The sequence below is a fragment of the Shimia abyssi genome (assembly GCF_003014475.1).
Taxonomy (GTDB): Bacteria; Pseudomonadota; Alphaproteobacteria; order Rhodobacterales; family Rhodobacteraceae; genus Shimia; species Shimia abyssi.
Window position 1 is genome coordinate 344188 of the sequence record NZ_PYGJ01000002.1, and the last position, 22117, is coordinate 366304.

Annotated in this window: 17 protein-coding genes; 4 read left to right on the plus strand and 13 right to left on the minus strand. The window is 57.6% G+C overall.

Going from position 1 to position 22117, the window contains the following annotated elements:
* Positions 1 to 2: 2 nt before the first annotated feature.
* The 3 genes from nirB to CLV88_RS05700 are packed head-to-tail and all read left to right on the plus strand — an operon-like array spanning position 3 to position 5418.
* Positions 3 to 2447, plus strand: coding sequence for a nitrite reductase large subunit NirB (nirB, locus tag CLV88_RS05690; RefSeq protein ID WP_106607408.1), 2445 nt, complete (start codon positions 3 to 5; stop codon positions 2445 to 2447).
* Entirely contained in the window at positions 2444 to 2776 is a 333-nt protein-coding gene (nirD, locus tag CLV88_RS05695; protein ID WP_106607409.1) for a nitrite reductase small subunit NirD, read from the plus strand. Before nirB ends, nirD begins: the two co-directional genes overlap by 4 nt.
* Positions 2776 to 5418 carry a nitrate reductase gene (locus CLV88_RS05700; RefSeq protein ID WP_106607410.1) on the plus strand — a complete coding sequence of 881 codons (2643 nt, stop codon included), beginning with the start codon at positions 2776 to 2778 and terminating at the stop codon, positions 5416 to 5418. Before nirD ends, CLV88_RS05700 begins: the two co-directional genes overlap by 1 nt.
* Before the next feature lie 27 nt (positions 5419 to 5445).
* Here the strand turns inward: CLV88_RS05700 and CLV88_RS05705 are convergent, their stop codons facing one another.
* From CLV88_RS05705 to CLV88_RS05730, 6 genes are all read right to left on the minus strand, one after another.
* Entirely contained in the window at positions 5446 to 6282 is an 837-nt protein-coding gene (locus CLV88_RS05705) for an alkaline phosphatase family protein (protein ID WP_106607411.1), read from the minus strand.
* 83 nt (positions 6283 to 6365) lie between these two features.
* Positions 6366 to 8003 carry an ABC transporter ATP-binding protein gene (locus CLV88_RS05710; RefSeq protein ID WP_106607412.1) on the minus strand — a complete coding sequence of 546 codons (1638 nt, stop codon included), beginning with the start codon at positions 8001 to 8003 and terminating at the stop codon, positions 6366 to 6368.
* Positions 8000 to 8815, minus strand: a complete 816-nt coding sequence (locus tag CLV88_RS05715) for an ABC transporter permease (protein WP_106607413.1) — start codon at positions 8813 to 8815, stop codon at positions 8000 to 8002. The genes CLV88_RS05710 and CLV88_RS05715 overlap by 4 nt, the downstream gene beginning before the upstream one ends.
* A gap of 11 nt (positions 8816 to 8826) precedes the next feature.
* On the minus strand, positions 8827 to 9783 hold the full coding sequence (locus CLV88_RS05720) for an ABC transporter permease (RefSeq protein WP_106607414.1): 957 nt from the start codon (positions 9781 to 9783) through the stop codon (positions 8827 to 8829).
* Between the two features lies 1 nt (position 9784).
* Entirely contained in the window at positions 9785 to 11374 is a 1590-nt protein-coding gene (locus CLV88_RS05725) for an ABC transporter substrate-binding protein (RefSeq protein ID WP_106607415.1), read from the minus strand.
* 302 nt (positions 11375 to 11676) lie between these two features.
* A complete protein-coding gene (locus tag CLV88_RS05730) occupies positions 11677 to 13665 on the minus strand; it encodes a CocE/NonD family hydrolase (protein WP_106607416.1) in 1989 nt (662 codons plus the stop codon).
* Positions 13666 to 13991: 326 nt separating this feature from the next.
* Between CLV88_RS05730 and rsgA the strand changes: the two genes are divergently transcribed.
* Complete coding sequence (rsgA, locus tag CLV88_RS05735; protein WP_106607417.1) at positions 13992 to 15065, plus strand: ribosome small subunit-dependent GTPase A; 1074 nt, start codon at positions 13992 to 13994, stop codon at positions 15063 to 15065.
* 63 nt (positions 15066 to 15128) lie between these two features.
* Here the strand turns inward: rsgA and CLV88_RS05740 are convergent, their stop codons facing one another.
* From CLV88_RS05740 to CLV88_RS05770, 7 genes are all read right to left on the minus strand, one after another.
* Positions 15129 to 15743, minus strand: coding sequence for a trimeric intracellular cation channel family protein (locus tag CLV88_RS05740; protein WP_106607418.1), 615 nt, complete (start codon positions 15741 to 15743; stop codon positions 15129 to 15131).
* Positions 15736 to 17142: an FAD/NAD(P)-dependent oxidoreductase gene (locus CLV88_RS05745; RefSeq protein WP_106607419.1), complete on the minus strand. Its 1407-nt coding sequence runs from the start codon at positions 17140 to 17142 to the stop codon at positions 15736 to 15738. The genes CLV88_RS05740 and CLV88_RS05745 overlap by 8 nt, the downstream gene beginning before the upstream one ends.
* Entirely contained in the window at positions 17129 to 17443 is a 315-nt protein-coding gene (locus CLV88_RS05750) for a (2Fe-2S)-binding protein (RefSeq protein WP_106607420.1), read from the minus strand. Before CLV88_RS05750 ends, CLV88_RS05745 begins: the two co-directional genes overlap by 14 nt.
* Positions 17421 to 18518, minus strand: coding sequence for an NAD(P)/FAD-dependent oxidoreductase (locus tag CLV88_RS05755; RefSeq protein WP_106607421.1), 1098 nt, complete (start codon positions 18516 to 18518; stop codon positions 17421 to 17423). Before CLV88_RS05755 ends, CLV88_RS05750 begins: the two co-directional genes overlap by 23 nt.
* A gap of 306 nt (positions 18519 to 18824) precedes the next feature.
* Positions 18825 to 20099: a bifunctional folylpolyglutamate synthase/dihydrofolate synthase gene (locus tag CLV88_RS05760; RefSeq protein ID WP_106607422.1), complete on the minus strand. Its 1275-nt coding sequence runs from the start codon at positions 20097 to 20099 to the stop codon at positions 18825 to 18827.
* Positions 20096 to 21076, minus strand: a complete 981-nt coding sequence (gene accD, locus CLV88_RS05765) for an acetyl-CoA carboxylase, carboxyltransferase subunit beta (protein WP_106607423.1) — start codon at positions 21074 to 21076, stop codon at positions 20096 to 20098. Before accD ends, CLV88_RS05760 begins: the two co-directional genes overlap by 4 nt.
* A gap of 64 nt (positions 21077 to 21140) precedes the next feature.
* On the minus strand, positions 21141 to 22022 hold the full coding sequence (locus CLV88_RS05770) for a CPBP family intramembrane glutamic endopeptidase (protein WP_106607424.1): 882 nt from the start codon (positions 22020 to 22022) through the stop codon (positions 21141 to 21143).
* Positions 22023 to 22117: the final 95 nt, after the last annotated feature.

The following is a 22117-nucleotide window of genomic DNA, read 5'->3' on the forward strand; positions in this document are numbered from 1 at the left end:
CCATGACCCAGAAACTGATTATCATCGGGGCCGGCATGGCTTCGGGCCGCGCCCTCGAACATCTGTTCGAGCAAGCTCCCGACGCCTTTGACGTCACCCTTTTCAACGCCGAACCTCGCGGCACCTATAACCGCATCATGCTGTCACCAGTACTTTCGGGCGACAAGACGTTTGAGGAAATCCTCACCCATACCGCCGAATGGTACGAGGACAATAACGTCACGTGCCGCTTTGGCGAAAAAGTGGTCGCCATTGATCGAAACGCCAAAACCATAACGGCAGATAATGGCGACGTGCTGGCCTATGACAAACTGATCATCGCCACCGGCTCCACGCCATTCATCATTCCGCTTCCCGGCCATGATCTTGACGGTGTCATCGCCTATCGTGACCTCGAAGATACCAACGCAATGATTGCCCTCGGCGAAAGACCCGATGCACGCGCCGTGGTAATCGGCGGTGGCCTGCTTGGGTTAGAGGCCGCGGCTGGCCTCAAGGCACGCGGTGTCGACGTGACCGTTGTGCACATTATGGGCCACCTGATGGAGCGCCAACTGGACGAGGCCGCAGGCTATCTCTTGCGCAAAGCGCTGGTCGACAAAGGTATCACCGTCAAATGCTCGGCCAATTCCAAAGAAATCCCTGGCGAAAACGGTCGCGTCAAAGCGCTCCTTCTGGATGATGGTACCGAACTTCCCTGTGACCTGCTGGTGATGGCCGTCGGCATCCGCCCTTCCATCGCATTAGCCGCAGAGGCTGGTCTCGCCACTGGGCGCGGTATTCACGTCGACGACCACATGGTCACATCCGACGACAGCATCCTGTCACTTGGCGAATGTGTCGAACATGAAGGTAATATATTTGGCCTTGTCGCACCGCTATATGATCAGGCCAAAGTCATTGCCAAAACCCTGCTCGACCAAGAAGCGACCTTTGTGAACAAAGACGTCTCGACCATGCTCAAGGTCACCGGTTGTGATCTCTTTTCCGCTGGCGACTTTGCCGACGGAGAAGGGCGCGAAGACATCGTCTATCGCGATCCGGCGCGCGGCATCTATAAACGCCTTGTGATCCAAGAGAACCGTATTATCGGTGTGGTCATGTATGGCGACACCGCAGACGGCAACTGGTTCTTTGGCCTACTAAAAAGTGGCGAAGACATTTCCAATATGCGCGACACTTTGATCTTTGGGCCTGCCTTCCAGGGGGGTGCCCCCTCGGACCCTATGGCAGCCGTTGCAGCCTTACCGGCTGACGCAGAAATCTGCGGCTGCAACGGCATATGCAAAGGTCAGATCGTCGACGCCATTCAAGGCGGCGCAACAACACTGGATGATGTCCGTGCCCAAACCAAGGCCTCCGGCTCCTGCGGCACCTGCACCGGTCTCGTCGAACAGGTGCTTTCAGTCACGCTTGGCGATGACTTTGTACTGCCAGCCAGCAAATCTGTTTGCGGTTGTACCGAGTTCACTCACGAAGACGTGCGCCGCCTGATCAAATCGCGCGAGCTGAAATCACAGCCCGCCGTCTGGCAGGAACTTGGCTGGAATACACCAAACGGCTGCCACGTCTGCCGCCCGGCAATCAACTATTACCTGCTTGCCGATTGGCCGTTGGAATATGCCGACGACCCACAGTCGCGCTTTGTGAACGAACGCAAGCATGCCAACATTCAAAAGGACGGCACCTATTCGGTGGTACCCCGTATGTGGGGTGGCATGACCAACCCAACCGAGCTGCGCGCCATTGCGGATGCGGCTGAAAAGTTCAATGTGCCGACCATCCACGTCACCGGTGGCCAGCGCATCGACCTTTTGGGGGTCAAGGGCGAGGATCTGCCCGAAATCTGGTCCGATTTGAACAAGGCTGGCATGGTCTCGGGACATGCGTATTCCAAAGGTTTGCGCACCGTCAAAACCTGTGTCGGCAGCGACCATTGCCGCTTTGGCACTCAGGACAGCACCGGGCTTGGCATCCAACTTGAGAAAATTCTCTGGGGCTCGTGGGCGCCACACAAGCTGAAACTGGGTGTCTCTGGTTGCCCGCGCAACTGCGCCGAAGCCACATGCAAAGACATCGGCGTCGTATGTGTCGACAGTGGATACCAGATTGGTATCGGCGGCGCCGCGGGCATGGACGTTAAAGAAACAGAATTGCTCTGTCAGGTCGCAACCGAAGCGGAAGTGATCGAAGTCATAACCGCCGTGACCCAAGCTTATCGCGAAGGCGGTAAATATCTCGACCGTATCTATAAATGGTTGGCCAAGGTCGGCATGGACTGGGTCCAGGAGAACGTCGTGGACGATCTTGAGAACCGAAAGGCACTGGCTGCGCGTTTCGAACTCTCACAGTCGATCTATCGCAAAGACCCATGGGCAGAACACGCCCGCGAAAGAGCCGACACATACCAACCCATCGCAAACCTGACACTGGAGGCGGCAGAATGAACTGGATCGACATTGGCAAGCTCGACGACATTCCCCTGCGGGGCGCGCGCGTGGTGAAAACACCCCTTGGCTGCGTCGCAGTGTTTCGCCCAACAGAAACCGAGGTGTTCGCCACCTCGGACCGCTGCCCACACAAGGGCGGTCCGCTCTCCGAAGGTATCGTACATGACCGCAAGGTCACATGCCCACTGCACAATTGGGTCTTCTGCCTCGAAACCGGCGCTGCTCAAGGGGCTGATGAAGGCCAGATCGAAACCTTTGCCACTCAGATCATTGACGGGCGCATTCTGCTCGACTCCAGAACGCTCCAAACCGAGGCCGCAGCCTGATGAAAGACTTTGATCTATCCCCCGCAAACGCCACCTGCACCACCTGTCCCTATTGCGGGACAGGCTGTGGTGTTCTGGCTGCACCTGATGGCGCTGGCGGGTTGACGATCAAGGGCGACCCGACGCATCCGGCCAACGCGGGCCGGCTGTGTTCCAAAGGATCGGCGCTCGGAGAAACCGTCGCCAGCGACGGTCGTCTCCTCACCCCGCAGATCGACAACCGCCCCGCAAGCTGGGATCACGCGCTCGATCTGGTCGCGTCCCGATTTTCCGAGACCATTGCCAAACATGGACCGGATTCCGTGGCTTTTTACGTCTCTGGCCAGCTCCTGACGGAAGACTATTATGTTGCCAACAAACTGATCAAAGGCTTTTTAGGCACTGCCAATATCGACACCAACTCGCGCCTTTGCATGGCCTCCACTGTCGCGGGCCACAAACGCGCCTTTGGCACCGACACCGTACCCGGCACCTACGAAGACCTTGAACAGGCAGACCTCGTCGTGCTTGTCGGCTCCAACCTCGCTTGGTGCCACCCGGTGCTCTACCAACGCCTCGCCGCTGCCAAGGCCACCCGCCCCAACATGCGCGTCATTGCTGTCGACCCCCGCCGTACCGCCACCACCGATCTTGCCGACATGCATCTAGCCATCAACGCCGGTACCGACGTCGCCCTGTTCAACCGTCTTCTCAGCGAAATCCACGAACAGGGCGCCGTGAATGCCGAGTTCGTCACCGGCCATGTAACCGGCTTTGACGCAGCACTTGATGCGGCTAGCTCAACAGACGTAACCGTCACCGGCATCCCCCATGCCCAGTTGACCGAGTTCCTGAACCTCTGGATACGCTCAGAAAGGGTCGTGACGGTCTTCTCCCAAGGCGTGAACCAATCCGACCATGGCACAGATAAAGTCAACGCCATCCTCAACTGCCACCTCGCTACAGGCCGTATCGGTCAGCCGGGTATGGGTCCTCTGTCTGTCACCGGTCAACCCAACGCTATGGGTGGGCGCGAAGTCGGCGGACTCGCCAATATGCTCGCCTGTCACCTCGACATCGAAAATCCTGAACACCGCGCCCTTGTCGGCGGCTTCTGGAACGCGCCCAACCTGCCGGACCACGCCGGCCTTAAAGCAGTCGACATGTTTCGGGCCGTCTCTGAGGGTAGGATCAAGGCGCTCTGGGTCATGTGCACCAACCCCGCCGTCTCGCTGCCACAAGCTGATTTCGTGCGCGACGCCATCGCCAATTGCGACTTCACCGTAGTTTCCGACCTCACTGCCACAACTGATACCGCCTGCCTCGCCAATGTTGTGCTCCCTGCCACGGGCTGGGGCGAAAAGGACGGCACCGTCACCAACTCGGACCGAGTTATCTCGCGTCAGCGCGCGGTGCTACCCAAAACCGGTCAATCCCGTCACGACTGGGACATCATATCCGACGTCGCCCGTCGCATGGGGTGGCAGGACGCCTTCGACTATTCCACCCCGGCCGAGATATTCCGCGAATACGCCGCCCTGTCCGGCCTCGCCGCCGCGCAAGGCAAAGACTTCGACATCTCCGGACTGTCAGACCTCACCAACTCCGAGTACGACGCTCTGCACCCCACCCGCTGGCCTATCCCAACGCGCGGCACATCCGGCGACCGCATGTTTGCCGACGGGCGTTTCTTTACGCCCTCCACCCGCGCCAATATGCTTGCCCTGACACAATCTAGCGCCCCGCCCGCCGTCCGTGGAACCTACCGCTTAAACACTGGTCGAATCCGCGACCAATGGCACACCATGACACGCACGGCCCTCTCCCCTCGCCTCAATCAGCACACCGGCGAACCATTTCTTGAGATCCACCCACAGGACGCCCTTGCCATCGGCCTCAAGGCGGCGGACCTCACCAAAGTTGAAAGCCGCCATGGCTACGCTATTCTGCGCGTCCTGATCACTGACCGTGTAAGACCGGGGGCCGTGTTCGCGCCAATCCACTGGACCTCTGAATACGCCTCCGCCGGGCGTATTTGCACCGTGATTCCTTCGGCCACGGATCCGATATCCGGTCAACCAGATACCAAGGCAGCGCAAGTCTCGATTACCCCCTTCGCGCCTACATGGTACGGCTTCGCCGTCTCCTCATCACGCCTGTCTCCCGACACAGGCTATTGGGCCGCCGCTCGCCACCCCTCTGGCTGGCGTACCGAGCTTGCCGGCCAAAACACGCCAGACAGCTGGGAAACCTTCGCCCAAACCCTCTTCGCAGCGCAGGACGCCACCTTCTCCAGCGTCATCGATCAAACCCGTCGCACCGCCCGCGTCGCCCTACACCAGAACGGCCAACTCATAGGTGCACTCTACGCCGCGCCCAACCCCGTTGCCGTCTCACGCTCGTACGTTGCAAACCTTCTCGGAAGCCCCGGCCGAACCGCGCTCGCTGGACACCCCGGCGCAGACCAACCAGACCCCGGCACCACGATCTGCGCCTGCTTCAACGTCGGCGTGAACACAATTTTGAACGCCATCACAACGCAAGATCTGCTTAGCGTTGAGCAAATCGGCGTTGCCCTTTCCGCGGGGTCTAATTGCGGCTCCTGCAAACCGGAACTGGCCGCCTTGCTGACCTCTGCACGAACAAAGACCGCCGCCGAATAAACCATTTTGTCAAAGCCAATAAAGGCTCTAAACCAAAAACGGCTCCGCCTTCATCGAAGCTGGGGCAGCAACCCCCATCAGTTTCAAAACTGTTGGCGCCAATTGAAGCTGATCCAGCAGCACATTCCCCGCGGGCCCATCAGCATCACCAAAATAATACAGCGCAAATTCCTGCTGCAACGGATCATGCCCGCCATGATGGCCACGCGTGTCCTGTCCATGATCGGCAGTCACGATCACCTCATACCCCGCTGAGCGCCAACGCGGAATGAACGGAGCCAGCATTTCGTCCATCACGAAACAGGCATGGTCCATCTCATGGCTCTCATGCTGAAACCGATGCCCCATACTGTCCAGCGTACAGGTATGCAGCATCCCGTAGTCCAATCCATGCCGCAAGCACAGCGACGTCAGCGTTGCAAACAAATCCACATCCGACGGCGTCATCTGATTGATCAGCCCATAGCCTGCCATCGAATGAAACCGTCCATGATTGATGCTTTCACTCTCAGGCTCATCATACTCGATGTCGCGCACATGATCGAATGGCGCGCGGTTGAAAAACTCTGACCAGAATGAATGCGCCACAGCCCCGGTCACCCCGCCTGCCTTGCGCACTTCGCTGAACACGTCCGGCTGATCCAACCGAAACACATTACGGTTGCCTGTGCACCCATGCACCTGAGGCGTCACCCCGGTATGGATCGACGCATAACAACTTGCCGAGGTAGATGGCAGGACCGAACGCATACGCCACTTGCGTGCCGCGCCACTTTGTACCCAACCCTCAAGATTGCCGAAAAGACGTCCCCAATTGCGCCATGGCACTCCATCCAGCACGATCAACAACACTTTGCGCTTCATGTCCTCAACTCCCAAACGCAAAGAAAGGGCGCCCAAAACGCCCCTTCATCTTTCCAAAAATACTTCCGCCGGAGGCACAAAATCTAGTTCCCCGCGCTCTCCATCTTGCGGTTCGCGATAACTTCTTCCAGCCAGCCCAGTTTCATTTCCGGCACCGAACTCAGCAACAAATCAGTATAATCATCAAACGGCGGGCTCAAAACATCCGTCTTGCCGCCATACCGCACAACCTCGCCCTGATACATTACCGCAATCGAATCCGCGATTGCCTTCACGGTCGCCAGATCGTGGGTAATGAATAGATAGGCCACATCTTCGACTTTCTGCAAATCCAGCAACAGCTTCAGAATGCCGTCGGCCACCAATGGGTCCAATGCGCTTGTCACCTCATCGCAGATTATAATCTTGGGTTTAGCCGCAAGCGAACGTGCAATGCACACGCGCTGCTTCTGCCCACCAGACAACTCCGCCGGATACCGATCCATAAAGGCTTCACCCATCTCGATCTCGTCCAGCAACTCGACTATCCGCTTTCGTTTTTCACTTCCTCTCAGACCAAAATAAAACTCCAGCGGTCGCCCGATAATGGTTCCAACCGTTTGGCGCGGGTTCATCGCCGTGTCCGCCATCTGATAGATCATCTGCAACTCTCGCAGGTCTTCCCGAGAACGCCCGCCAAGGGCGGCGGAGAGATCTCGCCCGGCAAAGTGGATATTGCCCGCACGCGGCGGCAACAAACCGGTGATCACACGGGCAAGTGTTGACTTGCCTGATCCGCTTTCACCCACCACAGCCAACGTTTGACCAGGATGCAATTCGACGTTGATATTCTTCAGGACATCAAAATTGGTGCCGCGATAGCGTGCTGTCACACCTTCGACCTTCAACACCGGCTCGGACGTTGCGGTTTTTTCCTCGTGATCGATTGAACGCACAGACACAAGCGCCCGAGTGTAATCTTCCTTTGGCGCGTTGATGATCTGATCGACACTGCCATATTCGACCATATCTCCCATCTTCAGCACCAGAATGTCGTCGCTCACCTGCGCCACCACAGCCAGATCATGCGTGATGTACAGCGCCGCAACACCGGTATCCCGGATCGCTTCCTTAATCGCCTTCAACACATCTATCTGTGTGGTTACATCCAACGCAGTGGTCGGCTCGTCAAAAACGACTAAATCCGGTTCAGGACAAAGCGCCAACGCCGTCATGCACCGTTGAAGTTGCCCTCCTGATACCTGATGCGGATATCGATTACCGATATTCTCCGGATCCGGCAAACCCAACTTGCGAAACAGTTCCACCGCCCGCGCCTCTGCGTCCTTCTTGGAAAACTTTCCATGCCGCACAGATGCTTCGATGACCTGGTCCATGATCTGCTTAGCCGGGTTGAAACTCGCCGCTGCCGATTGGCTAACATAGGTTACTTCGCCACCACGCAGCTTGCGCACATCATTTAGGCCCGACTTCAGGATGTCTCGGCCATTGACCCAAACCTCGCCGCCAGTAATTTCTACTCCGCCCCGGCCATAGGCCATGCTGGCCAACCCAATGGTCGATTTCCCGGCCCCGGATTCCCCAATCAATCCCAACACCTTGCCCGGCTCGAGATCAAAGGACACCCCGTGCACAATCTCAATGTCACGCGGCTTTTCGCCCGGCGGATAGATCGTCGCGCCGATTTTCAGGTCGCGGACTTTTAACAATGTCTCGCTCATCCGCGGCCTCCTTTCAACGACGTGGTACGGTTCAGGACCCAATCAGCCACCAAATTCACACTGATCGCCAACGTGGCAATTGCCACCGCTGGATAGAGCGCGGCTCCAATGCCATAGACAATTCCATCCTTGTTTTCTTTCACAATACCACCCCAATCGGCCTCTGGCGGTTGCACACCCAGACCCAGGAACGACAGTGTAGATACGAACAGCACCGCAAAGATAAAGCGCAGTCCCATTTCCGCGACCAACGGGCTCAGCGCATTGGGCAGTATCTCGCGAAAGATCACCCAAACACGCCCCTCGCCGCGCAGTTTTGCGGCCTCGACGTAATCCATCACGTTGATGTCCACCGCCACGGCGCGGGCCAGACGATACACGCGCGTGCTATCCAGAAAGCCCATGACAATGATCAAGATTGGCACCGTCACCGGCACAACCGAAAGCACAACCAGTGCAAAGATCAACGTCGGGATTGACATGATCAAATCCACAAACCGGCTCATCACCTGATCGACCCAGCCGCCAATTACAGCGGCTGCAAAACCCAAGATGGACCCCGTTGTGAAACTCAGAATAGTTGCCGCCGTAGCAATCCAAATTGTCGTACGTCCGCCATAAATCATGCGGCTCAACAAGTCTCGACCAATATTGTCAGTGCCCAGCAAATGCTCCTTGCTCGATGGCTCCCATACGCCGCCAACAATTTCAGCCACCCCATAGGGTGCGATCAGCGGCGCGAAAATCGCCATTAGGAAATAAAGGCTGGTGAAAAAGAGGCCGACGACAGCTGCAATAGGTAAATTTTTCATCTCTGCCTCCCCTATTTCGGATGCCGCAAGCGCGGGTTGGCCAGAATCGATACGACGTCAGCGATCATGTTCAACCCGATGTAAACGGCTGCAAAGATCATGCCACAGGCCTGCACCACGGGAATGTCGCGCTTGCTCACGTGGTCGACCAGATACTGGCCCATACCTGGATAGGTGAACACCACTTCGACTACCACAACACCAACCACCAGATAGGCAAGATTCAGCATCACAACATTCACAATGGGCGCAATAGAGTTCGGGAACGCATGGCGCCAGATGATGACGAACATCGACATGCCCTTTAGCTCGGCTGTCTCAATATAAGCCGACTGCATCACGTTCAGAATGGCAGCTCGGGTCATGCGCATCATATGCGCCAAAACAACTAACGTCAGAACCGCCACCGGCAATGCAATGGAATTCAGCTTCTGACCAAGGCTCATGCTATCATTAATCATCGCCACCGAAGGTGCCCAGCGCAGCTTTACCGCGACGATGTACATGAGCACGTAGCCGATCAGGAATTCCGGGATCGAAATCGACGCCAACGTAACCGCCGAGATCAACTTGTCAGGCCAGCGGTCGCGATAGCGCACCGCCAACAGCCCAAGGAAAATTGCCAACGGGACCGAGATAATGGCCGCCCAGAAGGCAAGGAAAAGCGTATTTTTCAATCGGTTGCCCAGGCTCGACGCAATATCCTGACCACTGGTCAGCGCGGTGCCTAGATCGCCCTGAACCAAACCGCCCAGCCAGCTTAGATAACGTTGCAACGGCGGATCGTTCAGCCCCAGCTCCGCGCGCAAATTGGCTAGCGCTTCGGGCGTTGCAGATTGTCCGAGAATGGATTGAGCCACGTCTCCTGGCAGGATGATAGTGCCAGCAAAAATCAGAATGGAAACGAGGAAAAGAAGGAGAAGTCCCAGCGCGATGCGCTGGGCCAACAGTTTCAGGATGGGTGACATCTCAGGCAGTCGCCCACATTTTCAACGGTGCCTGCATGTCCATCATGCCAAAGCCCTTGTGGCCGTCAATCCAGCCGTCAACCCGATCCGATGTCGCGCCAACAAAGTCGTTGAACATCGGGCAGATCAAACCGCCTTCGTCGCGGATGATGGTAGACAGGTCCGCATACATCTGCGTGCGCTTCGCCAAATCCAGCTCGGCGCGTGCAGTTACTAGCAACTGATCGAACTGTTCGTTAAAGAACCGCGTATCATTCCAGTCTGCGCTCGACAGATAGGCTGTCGACAGCATCTGATCTTGAACCGGACGTCCGCTCCAATAGCTGGTGCAGAATGGTTGCTTGTTCCAAACTTCCGACCAATAGCCATCATTGGGCTCACGCTTGATTTCCAGTGGGATACCAGCGGCCTTGGCCGATTGCTGGAACAACGCTGAGGCATCCGGCGCACCGGGGAACGAGTTGTCCGAGGTCCGCAATAGGATCGGCCCGTCATGCCCGGATTTCTTAAAGTGATGCGCAGCCTTGTCAGGATCATATGCGCGCTGTTCAGCTTCCGAGAACAACGGATAAGACGCATTGATTGGCGAGTCATTCCCGACAGACCCATAGCCAAACAGAATCTTATCGACCATTTCCTGACGGTTGATGCCATATTTCAGCGCCAGCCGCAGGTCATTGTTGTCAAATGGTGCCGTGTTGCAGTGCATGATAAACACGTAATGGCCCGGACCGGCTGTCGAATGAACAGTCACACCCGGTACGCGACCAATCAAACCAGCCGTACGTGGTGGTACGCGACTGATCATGTCCACCTGACCAGACTGCAACGCCGCCACGCGGGCGGTGTCATCGTTGATAACAATGATTTCGACTGTGTCGGCGTGGCCCAACTCACCAGCATTCCAGTAGTTCGGGTTCTTCTCCGCAACAACGCGTACACCCATATCCATGCTCTTGAGGATGTAAGGCCCAGTGCCAATTGCCGCCGTCGGATCATCCTTACCGCCATTAGGCTGAATCATCAGGTGATAATCGGTCAGTAGATAAGGCAAATCAGCGTTGGCCTGATCAAGCTCAAGGATGAAGTTGTCGCCTTCCGCGCGCATACTCGCAATCCCGCGCAACAGTCCCAAAGCACCTGACTTGGTGTCTTCACCTGAATGGCGCTCAATCGTGGCCAATACGTCATCTGCGGTAACAGTCTTGCCATTCGAGAAGGTCATGCCGCTACGGACCTTAAAGGTCCATGTCTTCGCATCGGCGGAGGCTTCTACACTTTCGGCCACACGTGGCTCCAGCGATCCATCGGCCGCAAGAATCATCAGCGGCTCACCCCACAAGCGGCTGACCATGGTCCCCGCCGAGTTGGTGGTCGTTGCCGGATCAAGGCTATCTGTTGTCGAGGCACCTTCGATGCCGACCCGGATGGTTCCGCCCGTTTGCGGCCCAGCGGCGCGAACGGCGCCCGCCAGCATTGTATTGGCAGTCGCCGCCGTCAAACCCAGCGCACTGGCGCGGCCCAAAAAGCTGCGGCGCGACAGGCGCCCAATCGCGGCCCGCTGGCTCAAATACTTCAGTTCATCATTCATTTTTGGTACTCCCCATCTGAATATGTCGTTTTTTTACTATGCTGCGGGTCAGGAGCGACACAAATCAAGGAAAAAGTGTTACGGCCATTCAAGATTTTGACCTTGCAATCCCGGATTCTCGTCTTTCCAAAGTACAATTGGCCAATGCTAATTGGCTCCTGATCGCGAACGGCACCATCCACAGACAGAAAAACTGACCCAACGTCAGCAGGTTACCCCATCCGTCTGTCCGACACCACGCGGTAATCAGCCTCAACGCGCATATCCACTCTCCGTGACCACGTCGTCGGGGTATCACTTCATCACAAACGCGGTACGTTTTCGCTCCATTTGCGCTCAAACACCTTGTCTGAACCCTCCATGACGTCCAGCTCGGCTTCAACCAAAAAACTGCCCGCAACTGCGCGCAAACGCACCATGGCTTCGGTCCGCACCTCCCAATCGTCTCTGGCCATCGTACGTACCCAGCGAAACTCAGCCTCCGCCGATAGCGGATCATCCTCCTTGATCGAAAACCGCTCCCGCACAGTCGTTGCGCTGGTCAATCCAGTTGCCAAATCGCGCACAGCGCCGTCATCGCCCTCGATCTCCAACCGAATCTCACGTGTCGCACTGTCCCGAATCACCCGCTTGCTTTCGCACCCGGCTCTTACTCGCACTTCCTCTAGCGGTTTTGCCGAGCGTGGCAGCTCAAACGTCCACTCGTCACCAGCCGCCAGCGCGCGTACCGGCAAGCGCAGATCGCCACTTGCAATCTCCAGCGTCGCCATCTCCGCCTCGGGCCACATAAACGGCCAATAACTGGTCGAAATCGCCACCCGCAACCTGTGCCCCACTGGCAAGCGGTACGCGCACTGATCCAACACCACCTCGCCTTCAACCAACTCGCCTACCGGCAAGTCTTGCAACGCTTCGCGCCCGTTTCTCTGGCGCAGGTTCAAAACCCCGTGGCTTATCAACGCGCTTGTCCCGTCAGGGCGCAGGTCGCACAATCGCACCGCCACCTGCGCACTCGGCTTGTCGGACCGCAACCGCAACCGCACCACAGGCGCGCCGACAATGTCGCGCGCCTCATCCGTCACGTCCCCGTCAAAGCAACAGCTTAACGCATCATCGCCGCGTTGATCGCCCGGCAATTCTCCGGGGCCAAATCCGAACGGAAAATACTCTCCCGTCGCCTGCCCGCAACCAAGCGCCGGAAACACCTTTTGCCCGGCAGCCCCCGCGGCATCCGACAGACCGTCAGCTGTCAAATGCCAACTCTCTGTATGCAGCTCATGCTCCAAATCCCGCATCGCGATCCACCGACCGGGCCGCGCCTCATAACTCACTTGTGGTTTCACCGAATCCATCAGCCACGCGCGATACGCCGGCAAATCTTCAACCCCATTTTCCACACCTTTTAACCAACGGTCCCACCACTGCAGCATCTCGCCCAGAAAATCGATCTGCGGCCCTGGCACTGCAAAATGCGGATACTTGTGGTTCCATGGCCCAACCAGCCCCTTAACAGGCGCATCTAGGTTATTAACCAGATGTGCAATCGAGTTGCGATACCCGTCATGCCACCCGCCCACGCTCAACACGGCGGCATTTATCGCACTGTAATCTTCACAGACCGACCCGTGCTTCCAATAGTCATCCCTGACCTGATGCTGCACCCAGGTCTTGGCCAAAAACGGCGTATTCTCTAGCCGCTCCATCCACATCTCACGCCAACCGTCCCCGACAATCTCGGGATCAGGCGGCAGCGCGAACCAGCCAAGAACCGTCGCCGCCCAGCCGGGGTTTTCGCCCAGCATCACACCGCCCTTATAATGGATGTCATCAGCATACCGATCAGTGGTCGAACAAATGCTCACCACCGCCTTCAACGGCTCAGGCTTCAGCGCAGCAATCTGCAAACCGTTGAACCCACCCCAACTGATCCCCATCATGCCGACATTGCCACTGCACCACGCTTGCGCGGCCAGCCACTCGATCACTGCCACCCCATCCGCCAACTCCTGTGGCGAATACTCATCGTCAAACAGACCCTCGCTGTCCCCGCATCCGCGCATGTCTACCCGCACACAGGCATACCCATGCCCCGCCATATAGGGATGGGTCAGCGCGTCGCGCTTTGCCGTACCATCCCGCTTGCGATACGGCAGAAACTCCAGAATGGCCGGGACCGGATCCTCCCCAACTGGGCGCCAGATCCGCGCCGACAACCTTGTGCCATCCGCCATCGGAATGGCTACATGCGCGTGCTCTTCCACATCAATCGGAAATTCTTCGACAACCTGCATTGCATCTCTCCCTGTCCCGAGATCACCCTGCAACCTAGGCTGTGCTCTTGGCAACCCGCCTACGAGCCCCCCCCTTTTGGCCGCGCTCGCGACATTGACAAAACGTGCCGCACGTCCTACCTCAAACCCATAACGATGGAGACTTGATGTCCTGATCAGGCCGGAAGGCAACGCGCCTTCCACGTGCAAAATGACAGCTTTCCGGAGACGTCCCGCACCAGCGGTCGACGCCCACTGATTTGCACATTACAACCAACCACATGTATTTCGCCTCGGACCGCCTGCAACAGACGTTTCGATGGCATGAACATTGAAAGTTCAAAGCGATGACACGGGACTATTCCCAATTCCTGCCCACCAGCGGCACCCCGACCCCAAAACGCCAACTCTCCGCGCTGGAGCGGCTGGGCTGGCAACCCTTCTTTGCCCAGCAAACTGACCTCGAAACCCTGGTCGCCACACCGCCCGTGCGTGCTGTTGAACAGCACCGCAGCGGCCTTCGTGTCATGGGCGACGGTATCGACACCACCCTGCCACCGGGGCCAGAGGCGACAGTGGGCGACTGGCTTCTCCTCAATCGTGACCTGCCCGCCAACAGCGCGGTGCTAAACCGCAAAAGCCTGTTCCAGCGCCGCGCGCCGGGCACGGATCGGCGTATTCAGCTGATCGCGGCCAATGTGGACACAGCCTTTATTGTTTCGTCCTGTAACGCAGATTTTAACATCGCCCGCCTCGAACGTTTCGTGGCTGTTGCCTTTCAGGCCGACGTGACACCTGTTGTCCTGCTGACCAAAGCCGACCTCTGCGACGACCCCTCAGAATTTGCCTCACAGGCCCGCACTATCTCTGACCGTGTCCCAGTCCTCACGCTGAACGCGCGTTCCGGCGAACCCGCAACCGCGCTTACGGATTGGTGCAAACCGGGCCAAACCGTCGCCTTCCTTGGCTCCTCTGGCGTGGGCAAATCCACACTGGTGAACGCGCTTTTTGGCACCGGTATCGCGGCCACCGCTGGCATCCGCGAAGACGACGCCAAGGGACGCCACACCACGCGTCACCGCCACTTGCACTTCACCGCCGATGGCTGCGGTGTTCTCGACACACCCGGCATTCGCGAACTGCAACTGACCGAGGCGGACGAAGGCGTTGCCGACGTGTTCGAGGACATCACCGAGCTTGCCACCCAATGCCGCTTTAACGACTGCAAACACGACACCGAACCTGGCTGCTCCGTCCGCGCGGCACTTGAAACTGGCGCGATTGACGAAAACAGACTGGCCCGCTGGCGCAAACTTGTCGCCGAAGAACGGTTCAACACAGCGTCGATCGCCGAACGCCGCGCAGATGACAAAGCGTTTGGCAAAATGGTGCGCTCTGTCATGAAACATAAGAAACGCTAGTATTCAGCAGGCACCTCAGCGCCCGTCCACCTCGCTACGGTGGAACGGGCGTTGTTCTTGCGCCTACCCTTGTGACATTCGAGCGATTACAAATAGCCGCGCCACCAACATCAGCGCAAAACACGTCACCAGCGCCACGGCCTGATCGACCAAAGAGATCAGACCCACAAACACGCCGCCTCCAACCAACGAAATCGTCGCGTAAAGATCTTCCTTCAAAACCGACGGCGTTACATTGCACAAAATGTCTCGGATCATTCCGCCAACGGTTCCAGTGATACACCCAATGATCACAGCAACGAACGGATGCGTCTCCATCTGCAACGCGACTTCGACACCGACCAATGTAAACAGCGCTAGCCCCACGGCGTCGAACTGCATCAATAGTCGCAACCGCCGTCCATTGCCTGACGGCAGACGCGTTGCCACAAAATACGCCGCAGCAGCCACAGGAATGGCCACCATCAGATAGGTCAAATCCGTGATCCAGAACACCGGCACCCGTCCCAGGAACAAATCTCGCACGGTCCCGCCACCTACGGCGGCGGCCACCCCGATGACGGTCGCACCAAACAAATCCAACGTGTGCCGCGCACCCTGAATGGCGGCGGAGGCGGCCATTACAGCGGTCGCCAATACAGTCAGACCAAAGACCACATGGCTCAATGGTTCAATCATGCCCGCCAGCCTGCTCCAACGGCGCGTTCGGGTCATGCAGCGCCGCGACCTGCCCCAAGGTAACGGGCTTAAGCGGTGGTCGCACACGGACATATCCGGTGTCATCCATGCTCCGATTGTTCGCATCGGCCAGAATGCGCGAAACAGACAGCCCACAATACCGCCCCTGACACCGCCCCATACCGGCACGGGTAAAGGCTTTGGCTTGGTTCGGCCCCAAACAGCCTTGCTCAGCTGCTTCGCGGATCTGCCCCGCCTTAACCTCTTCACAACGACACACCGTCACCTCATCTTCCGGCGCCAACGCCTCATGATAAGGCGGAAAAGCGCGGTCAATGAATGGGCGAATGCTCAGCTCTACATTCCGCTGCCCAATCAGTGGATTGGCACGCCGATCCCTTTCGGCCCGTGGAAGTGAGCCCAATTCGTGTGCGACGGCTAAACCAGTGATCCGCCCAGAAAGCTCTGCAGACATCGCACCACCAATTCCCGCACCATCCCCGGCGATCCAGACACCGTCACACTCTGTGCGCCCCCACGGATCGACCTTTGGCACAAAAGCGTTCTGTTGTGCGTTCCAATGATGCTCGATTCCGGCCATCCGCGCAGCCTGCACATCCGGGACAACCCCATGATGCAGCAGGACAGTGTCTGTCGCCATTTCGTGAATGGCACCACCACAGGAAAAATGCACCGCGTCCACACGCCGACTACCGAGTAGGGCAATATTGCGCGACTTGACGTAACGCGGCACCCCAGCGTTGCGCAACTCGTTCAGCGTCGCCGCGCCTTTTTGCAGATACCGCCATCCCCGCATTGCAGCGCGCCAATGAGTCATTGCCCTGCGCATATCGCTACGCGTTTGTGTTTCGACCAAGGCCTTGGGCGGGAAACCGGCGCGCACTAACTGAACAGCCACCAAATACAACAGCGGGCCCGAGCCAACCAGCACGGCCTCTCTTGCTACAATCCCAGACTGTTTCAGCATGATCTGCGCCGCACCGGCCGTCATGACACCCGGCAAAGTCCACCCCGGCACCGGCATCGCCCTTTCCAAGGCTCCCGTCGCCAACAGCACATGATCTGCCTCGACCAAATACTCACCATCTGGTGTGCTATAGGCGACGTGGTTCTCCTCAATCGACCAAACTCGCGCCTTGGCCACATAGTCCACATCAGATTTGGCTACAGCATCTGTCAGCAACGCACCCCGGCGGTAATCACGGCCCAATACTGCACCACGCAACTCCGATCCCACTTCTACATTGCGAAAAATCTGCCCACCCAGTGTTGCCTGTTCATCCAGCAACAATACCCGAACACCTGCCTTCGCTGCCTCAGCGGCGGCCGCCATCCCTGCGGGTCCGGCACCAATTATCGCCAAGTTAACGCGATGCATAGGGCCCTTCCCGCATTCTGCGCGCAGGTTGCACATCCAACCCGGTTTCAACTTCCATCAAACAGGCCTGACGCGTTTCGCCGTTCACCAGAACCAGACAATCGAAACACGCGCCCATCATGCAAAAGGGTGCCCTCCCGACCCCGCGGTGCGATGTCTGGCGAAACGCATCAACCCCCGCCGCCATCAATGCCGCAGCAAGGTTGCTGCCCTCCGCCAGCTGATACTCCTGCCCGCCAAAGCGCACGGGCACGCGCGGCGCACCGCTCTCCAGCTCTTCAAATCGCGAAACGGGCTTCACCGAACACCTCCAGATCGGGTGCGCCTTCACCCTTTAATAGCCACTCTGGCAACCGGCGCGCATGTGCCGCGGCCAGCGTCACACCGCTATGACACGTAACCAGAAACGCTCCCGGCATCTGCTCACTTTCCTGATATATCGGCAACCCATCAGGGGACATAACCCGCAACGCGCCCCAACTGCGCACCAGTTGCGCGCGCGCCAAATCAGGATAGGCCGCAACGGCTTCGGCTGCCAACTGCGCCATGCCCTTGCGCGTCACCGCGTCATTCTGCCCAACCAGCTCATTGGTCGCACCGATCTGAACCGCGCCCTCATTCACTTGACGCGCAATCAGCGACGGACGCCGGATCAATGGCGCCAGCTTCTCAGTGATCAAAACCTGCCCCCGTTCAGGGCTCAGCGGCGCTTTGAACCCGAATTTCGGCCCCAGCTCAGCCGCACCAAGCCCCGCCGCCAGAACAACCCGGTCCGCTTCAATCCGCGAACCGTCAGAGCACCCCAAATCAAAAACCGCGCCGTGTGTGACCGACAGAACCTGCTTACCTGACAAGATCTCGCCGCCCAATCGTCGAACTTCTTCGGCCAACGCCCGCAACAAACGCAGTGGATTGACCTGCCCATCCTGATGATGCAGCAAAGCTCCAACAACGGCGTCGCCAATTCCGGGCTCTTCCTTGCGTAGTTCCTTAGCGCTCAATACTTCGAACGGATAATCACCGTGCAAAATGGATTGAATTTTCGTGTATCGCGCCGCCCAATCTGCCAAACTGTTTTCGCTGAAATGCAGGTCCAATCCGCCATGTTGCTCCAACGACAGGTCAAATCCAGTGGCATCTTCTAGCTCTTCCGCGAAGTCTGACCACGCGGCCGCTGCCGTTTGGCTCCAACGAGCATAAACTGGTTGTTTCAACCCTTTGCCCTGGACCCAGACAAGGCCAAAGTTCCCACGGCTTGCACGCAGGGCGTCATCAGCGCCATCCAGAACCGTGACACCCAAGCCGCGCTTTAGCAGCCCCCATGCCACTGACAGGCCGACAATTCCGCCTCCAACAATGGCAAAGTCCGAACTCATAAAATACTCCCGACCCGCGTGAAATTGCACGCCTAGGTTTAAATACAGCCCGCGGTCCCGGCTGCCAATGTAAGAGTTGATATCACAACGTTATTTGGGGGGCACCCGGCCCCCCATTTTCCTGCCTGCCTGTCCCGCATACCCAATGGATTTTCTGATCATTTGCTTATTTTTATTGCCGAAAATCCGAAGGCTTGCTCGACTATACGCGCGACGAATCGAATCAGTCAATGGGGTGATTCGCAAAAACGAATCATTTCCGCGAATCGCTCGCGAACAAGTTGACATGTCTCAACAAGCGCGGGCCTAGCCGTTTTCGCGCAAAATAGCGCCCGCCAGATACAATGACCCGCAAATCAGCACCCGCGCGCCCGGCTCCGCCTTCATAATCCCTTCCAGCGCGGCCAGCACACTCTCGGCCTCTTGCGCTTTCAGACCAACGCCTCTCGCGGCAGCAGCCGTCTCAGGCGCTGGCAACGTATTGGGCTCTCCGGGGATCGATACTGCCGTCAGGCTGTCGGCGACTGCCGCCAATGGACGAAGATATCCATCAATATCCTTGGTATTCAGCATACCGCAAATCAGATGAGTTGGCCGTTTACTCAACCCGTTCAAATGCGCGCCCAACGCAGCGCCTGCCGCCGCATTATGCCCGCCATCCAACCACAGCTCTGCATCGCCTGCCGCATCGATCAGTGGCCCTTGCTTCAAACGCTGCATCCGCGCTGGCCAGCGGACATCTGCCATTGCCGCTTCGCAAGCTGCCTCATCCGCACCCAGATACCGCAGCGCCGCCAATGCCGCGCCCGCATTCTCGATCTGATGCGCGCCCGGCAACGCGGGCAACGGCAGGTCCAATAGCCCTTTCTCGTCCTGAAACACCAACCGTCCGCGCTCTTGGAACACATGCCATTGCTGTCCCTGCGCAATCAACGGCGCCCCCAACGCCGCCGCTTTCGCCTCTATCACGTCCATCGCTTCATCCGGCTGAGGCCCCACGACACATGGCACACCGCGCTTCAGAATACCCGCCTTCTCGGCAGCAATCTTGGCAATGGTATTTCCCAAAAACTGCTCGTGATCGATCGAAATTGGCGTGATCACAGTCAACTCAGGCGCCTCGACAACATTGGTCGCATCCAAGCGCCCGCCAAGCCCCGTTTCAAGCAGCGTATAATCCGCCTCAACACGTGCAAAGGCCAACAAGGCTGCACAGGTCGTAATCTCGAAATAGGTAATGTTTTCACTGCCATTAGCACTGTAACACTCGTCCAGCACCTCAGTCAGATGCGCCTCGTCAATCAGTGTCCCAGCCAGCCGGATGCGTTCATGAAACCGCGCGAGATGCGGGCTGGTATAGGCATGCGCACTTTTGCCCATGCCTTCAATTCCAGCCTGAATCATCGCCTGCGTGGACCCCTTTCCATTGGTCCCTGCCAAATGGACGACACTGGGCAATCTGTCTTGCGGATTGTCCAGTGCTGCCAGCAAACGCCACACGCGGTCCAGCGTCAGATCAATGATCTTCGGATGCAGCGCCATCATCCTTTCAAGGATGACGTCAGATGTCGCTTGGGTCATTTCTTAGATTTCTTGGCCATTTTAGCGTCCTCAGACGCGGTTTCCACTTTGGCCTGCGCGGCACCCTTTTCCACACTGTCGTCGCCCTCGACCATCTCTGGTGCAGGCAAATCACCTGCAACTGCTGGCGGCAAACCGAGCAACATCCGCGTGATAGTGATCAACTCACTACGCATCTCGGTACGTTTGGTCACACGGTCCAACATACCGTGATCCAACAGGTATTCAGCCCGCTGAAATCCTTCGGGCAGTTTTTCACGAATAGTCTGCTCAATCACCCGAGGGCCCGCAAAACAGACCAACGCGTTAGGTTCGGAAATCTGCACATCCCCCAACATCGCATAAGACGCAGTTACCCCCCCGGTTGTCGGGTGCGTCAGCACCACGATATAGGGCAAGCCCGCCTCCTTCAGCATCTGCACCGCCACGGTCGTGCGCGGCATCTGCATCAGGCTCAGAATGCCTTCTTGCATACGTGCACCACCGGCAGCCGAAAACAGGATCAAGGGACGCTTCAGTTCAACCGCGCGCTGCGCCGCTGCTATGATCGCATTGCCCACATACATGCCCATGGACCCACCCATGAACGAAAAATCCTGGCACGCGGCCACAATGGGCGTGCGCCCAATTTCGCCTTCGACCACCAACATGGCCTCTTTTTCGCCGGTCTTCTTCTGGGCAGCCTTCATCCGGTCCGGATATTTTTTTTGATCGCGGAACTGCAACGGATCCGCTGTCGGCTCTGGCACGGCCACGTCGACAAATACGCCACCGTCAAACAACGCCTCAAACCGCGCGCGTGGCGTAATTCCCATGTGGTGGTCGCACTGCGTACACACATTCAAGTTCGCTGACAGTTCGCGGTGAAACAACATCGTTCCGCATTCATCACATTTGGTCCAGAGGTTGTCCGGCACTTCGCGACGGGAAAAGATCGAGTTGATCCGGGGGCGGACGTAGTTGGTGATCCAGTTCATGGGCCTTTTTGCCTTTCGGGGTTCTCAACACGCTTGAAATAAGACGCTACGTCAGGAATTGCAATCAGCGTCGCACCGCCACTCGCGCGGCCAACCACGCACACAACAACACGCCGCCCTCTACTGGCATCAACGCCATAAGTATTTCGGTGTCCTCGGGACCAAAGGGGAACGTATACAATGCTAGACCGTCCCAATACCCATTAGTTGCAGCAAGGCTCATCGCTACAAAATTATTCACCACATGCAGAACAATCGCCGGGGCCAGCGTGCCAGTGCGGGCCGTCAGGTCTGCGGCAACCAATCCAAAGGCGACCGCCCAGATCACCAGCCATATGGCCACATCGCCGTAAACTTCAACATCATAATGCAGCACTCCAAACAACAGACTCGGCAACACCATCCAAATCAAGGGAGAGCGAAAACGGGCCGCCAACTGGCTCTGCAAATATCCGCGAAACACCAGCTCCTCTGCCCCACATTGCAGAATCAGCAAACCAAGGCTCAGTGGCAAAAGCCGCAACCACAGCCCCCAATCCATCGCCCGCTCCGGTGTCACTTCCTCAGGCGATGGCACCAAAAACAGCACCACATAGAGAATGACACAGGCCTTCAACACCTGACGCCCCTGCGTCACGAAAGCGAGCCGTGGGCCTAATAACGAGCGCAAAGATCGCCCATGCACCAAGGCCAACGCCAACCACAACGCGGCGACCATACAAGAGAAGCTGCCCAGCAACAGCGCCATACCGCGCACCGTAGTACCTTGGGCAATTTCGTGGATGACAGACGGGCCGCCCAACTGTGTAACCAACACCCCAAACCAGGCGAAATTCAGTACGATCACCGCAACCACCATGACCACCAGCCCCATTCCCAATTGCATCAGTGACGCAGACGAGCGGGCCGGTTCGATAAGGATATCATGAGGGCGATAGGCGTTCATGGCGACGACCTACAGCGAAATCAATTGAAATCGCAACAAAATACCCGCACACCCCTTGCTCAAATCGAAAATAGGCGTTTGTTTGATGGCAACCA

Coding starts and splice junctions, on each gene's coding strand:
- CLV88_RS05705 (WP_106607411.1), bottom strand. CDS start 6,282: ATGAAGCGCAAAGTGTTGTTGATCGTGCTGGATGGAGTGCCATGGCGC.
- nirD (WP_106607409.1), top strand. CDS start 2,444: ATGAACTGGATCGACATTGGCAAGCTCGACGACATTCCCCTGCGGGGC.
- CLV88_RS05770 (WP_106607424.1), bottom strand. CDS start 22,022: ATGAACGCCTATCGCCCTCATGATATCCTTATCGAACCGGCCCGCTCG.
- CLV88_RS05725 (WP_106607415.1), bottom strand. CDS start 11,374: ATGAATGATGAACTGAAGTATTTGAGCCAGCGGGCCGCGATTGGGCGC.
- CLV88_RS05720 (WP_106607414.1), bottom strand. CDS start 9,783: ATGTCACCCATCCTGAAACTGTTGGCCCAGCGCATCGCGCTGGGACTT.
- CLV88_RS05745 (WP_106607419.1), bottom strand. CDS start 17,142: ATGCATCGCGTTAACTTGGCGATAATTGGTGCCGGACCCGCAGGGATG.
- CLV88_RS05740 (WP_106607418.1), bottom strand. CDS start 15,743: ATGATTGAACCATTGAGCCATGTGGTCTTTGGTCTGACTGTATTGGCG.
- CLV88_RS05710 (WP_106607412.1), bottom strand. CDS start 8,003: ATGAGCGAGACATTGTTAAAAGTCCGCGACCTGAAAATCGGCGCGACG.
- nirB (WP_106607408.1), top strand. CDS start 3: ATGACCCAGAAACTGATTATCATCGGGGCCGGCATGGCTTCGGGCCGC.
- CLV88_RS05730 (WP_106607416.1), bottom strand. CDS start 13,665: ATGCAGGTTGTCGAAGAATTTCCGATTGATGTGGAAGAGCACGCGCAT.
- CLV88_RS05715 (WP_106607413.1), bottom strand. CDS start 8,815: ATGAAAAATTTACCTATTGCAGCTGTCGTCGGCCTCTTTTTCACCAGC.
- accD (WP_106607423.1), bottom strand. CDS start 21,076: ATGAACTGGATCACCAACTACGTCCGCCCCCGGATCAACTCGATCTTT.
- CLV88_RS05760 (WP_106607422.1), bottom strand. CDS start 20,099: ATGACCCAAGCGACATCTGACGTCATCCTTGAAAGGATGATGGCGCTG.
- CLV88_RS05700 (WP_106607410.1), top strand. CDS start 2,776: ATGAAAGACTTTGATCTATCCCCCGCAAACGCCACCTGCACCACCTGT.
- rsgA (WP_106607417.1), top strand. CDS start 13,992: ATGACACGGGACTATTCCCAATTCCTGCCCACCAGCGGCACCCCGACC.
- CLV88_RS05755 (WP_106607421.1), bottom strand. CDS start 18,518: ATGAGTTCGGACTTTGCCATTGTTGGAGGCGGAATTGTCGGCCTGTCA.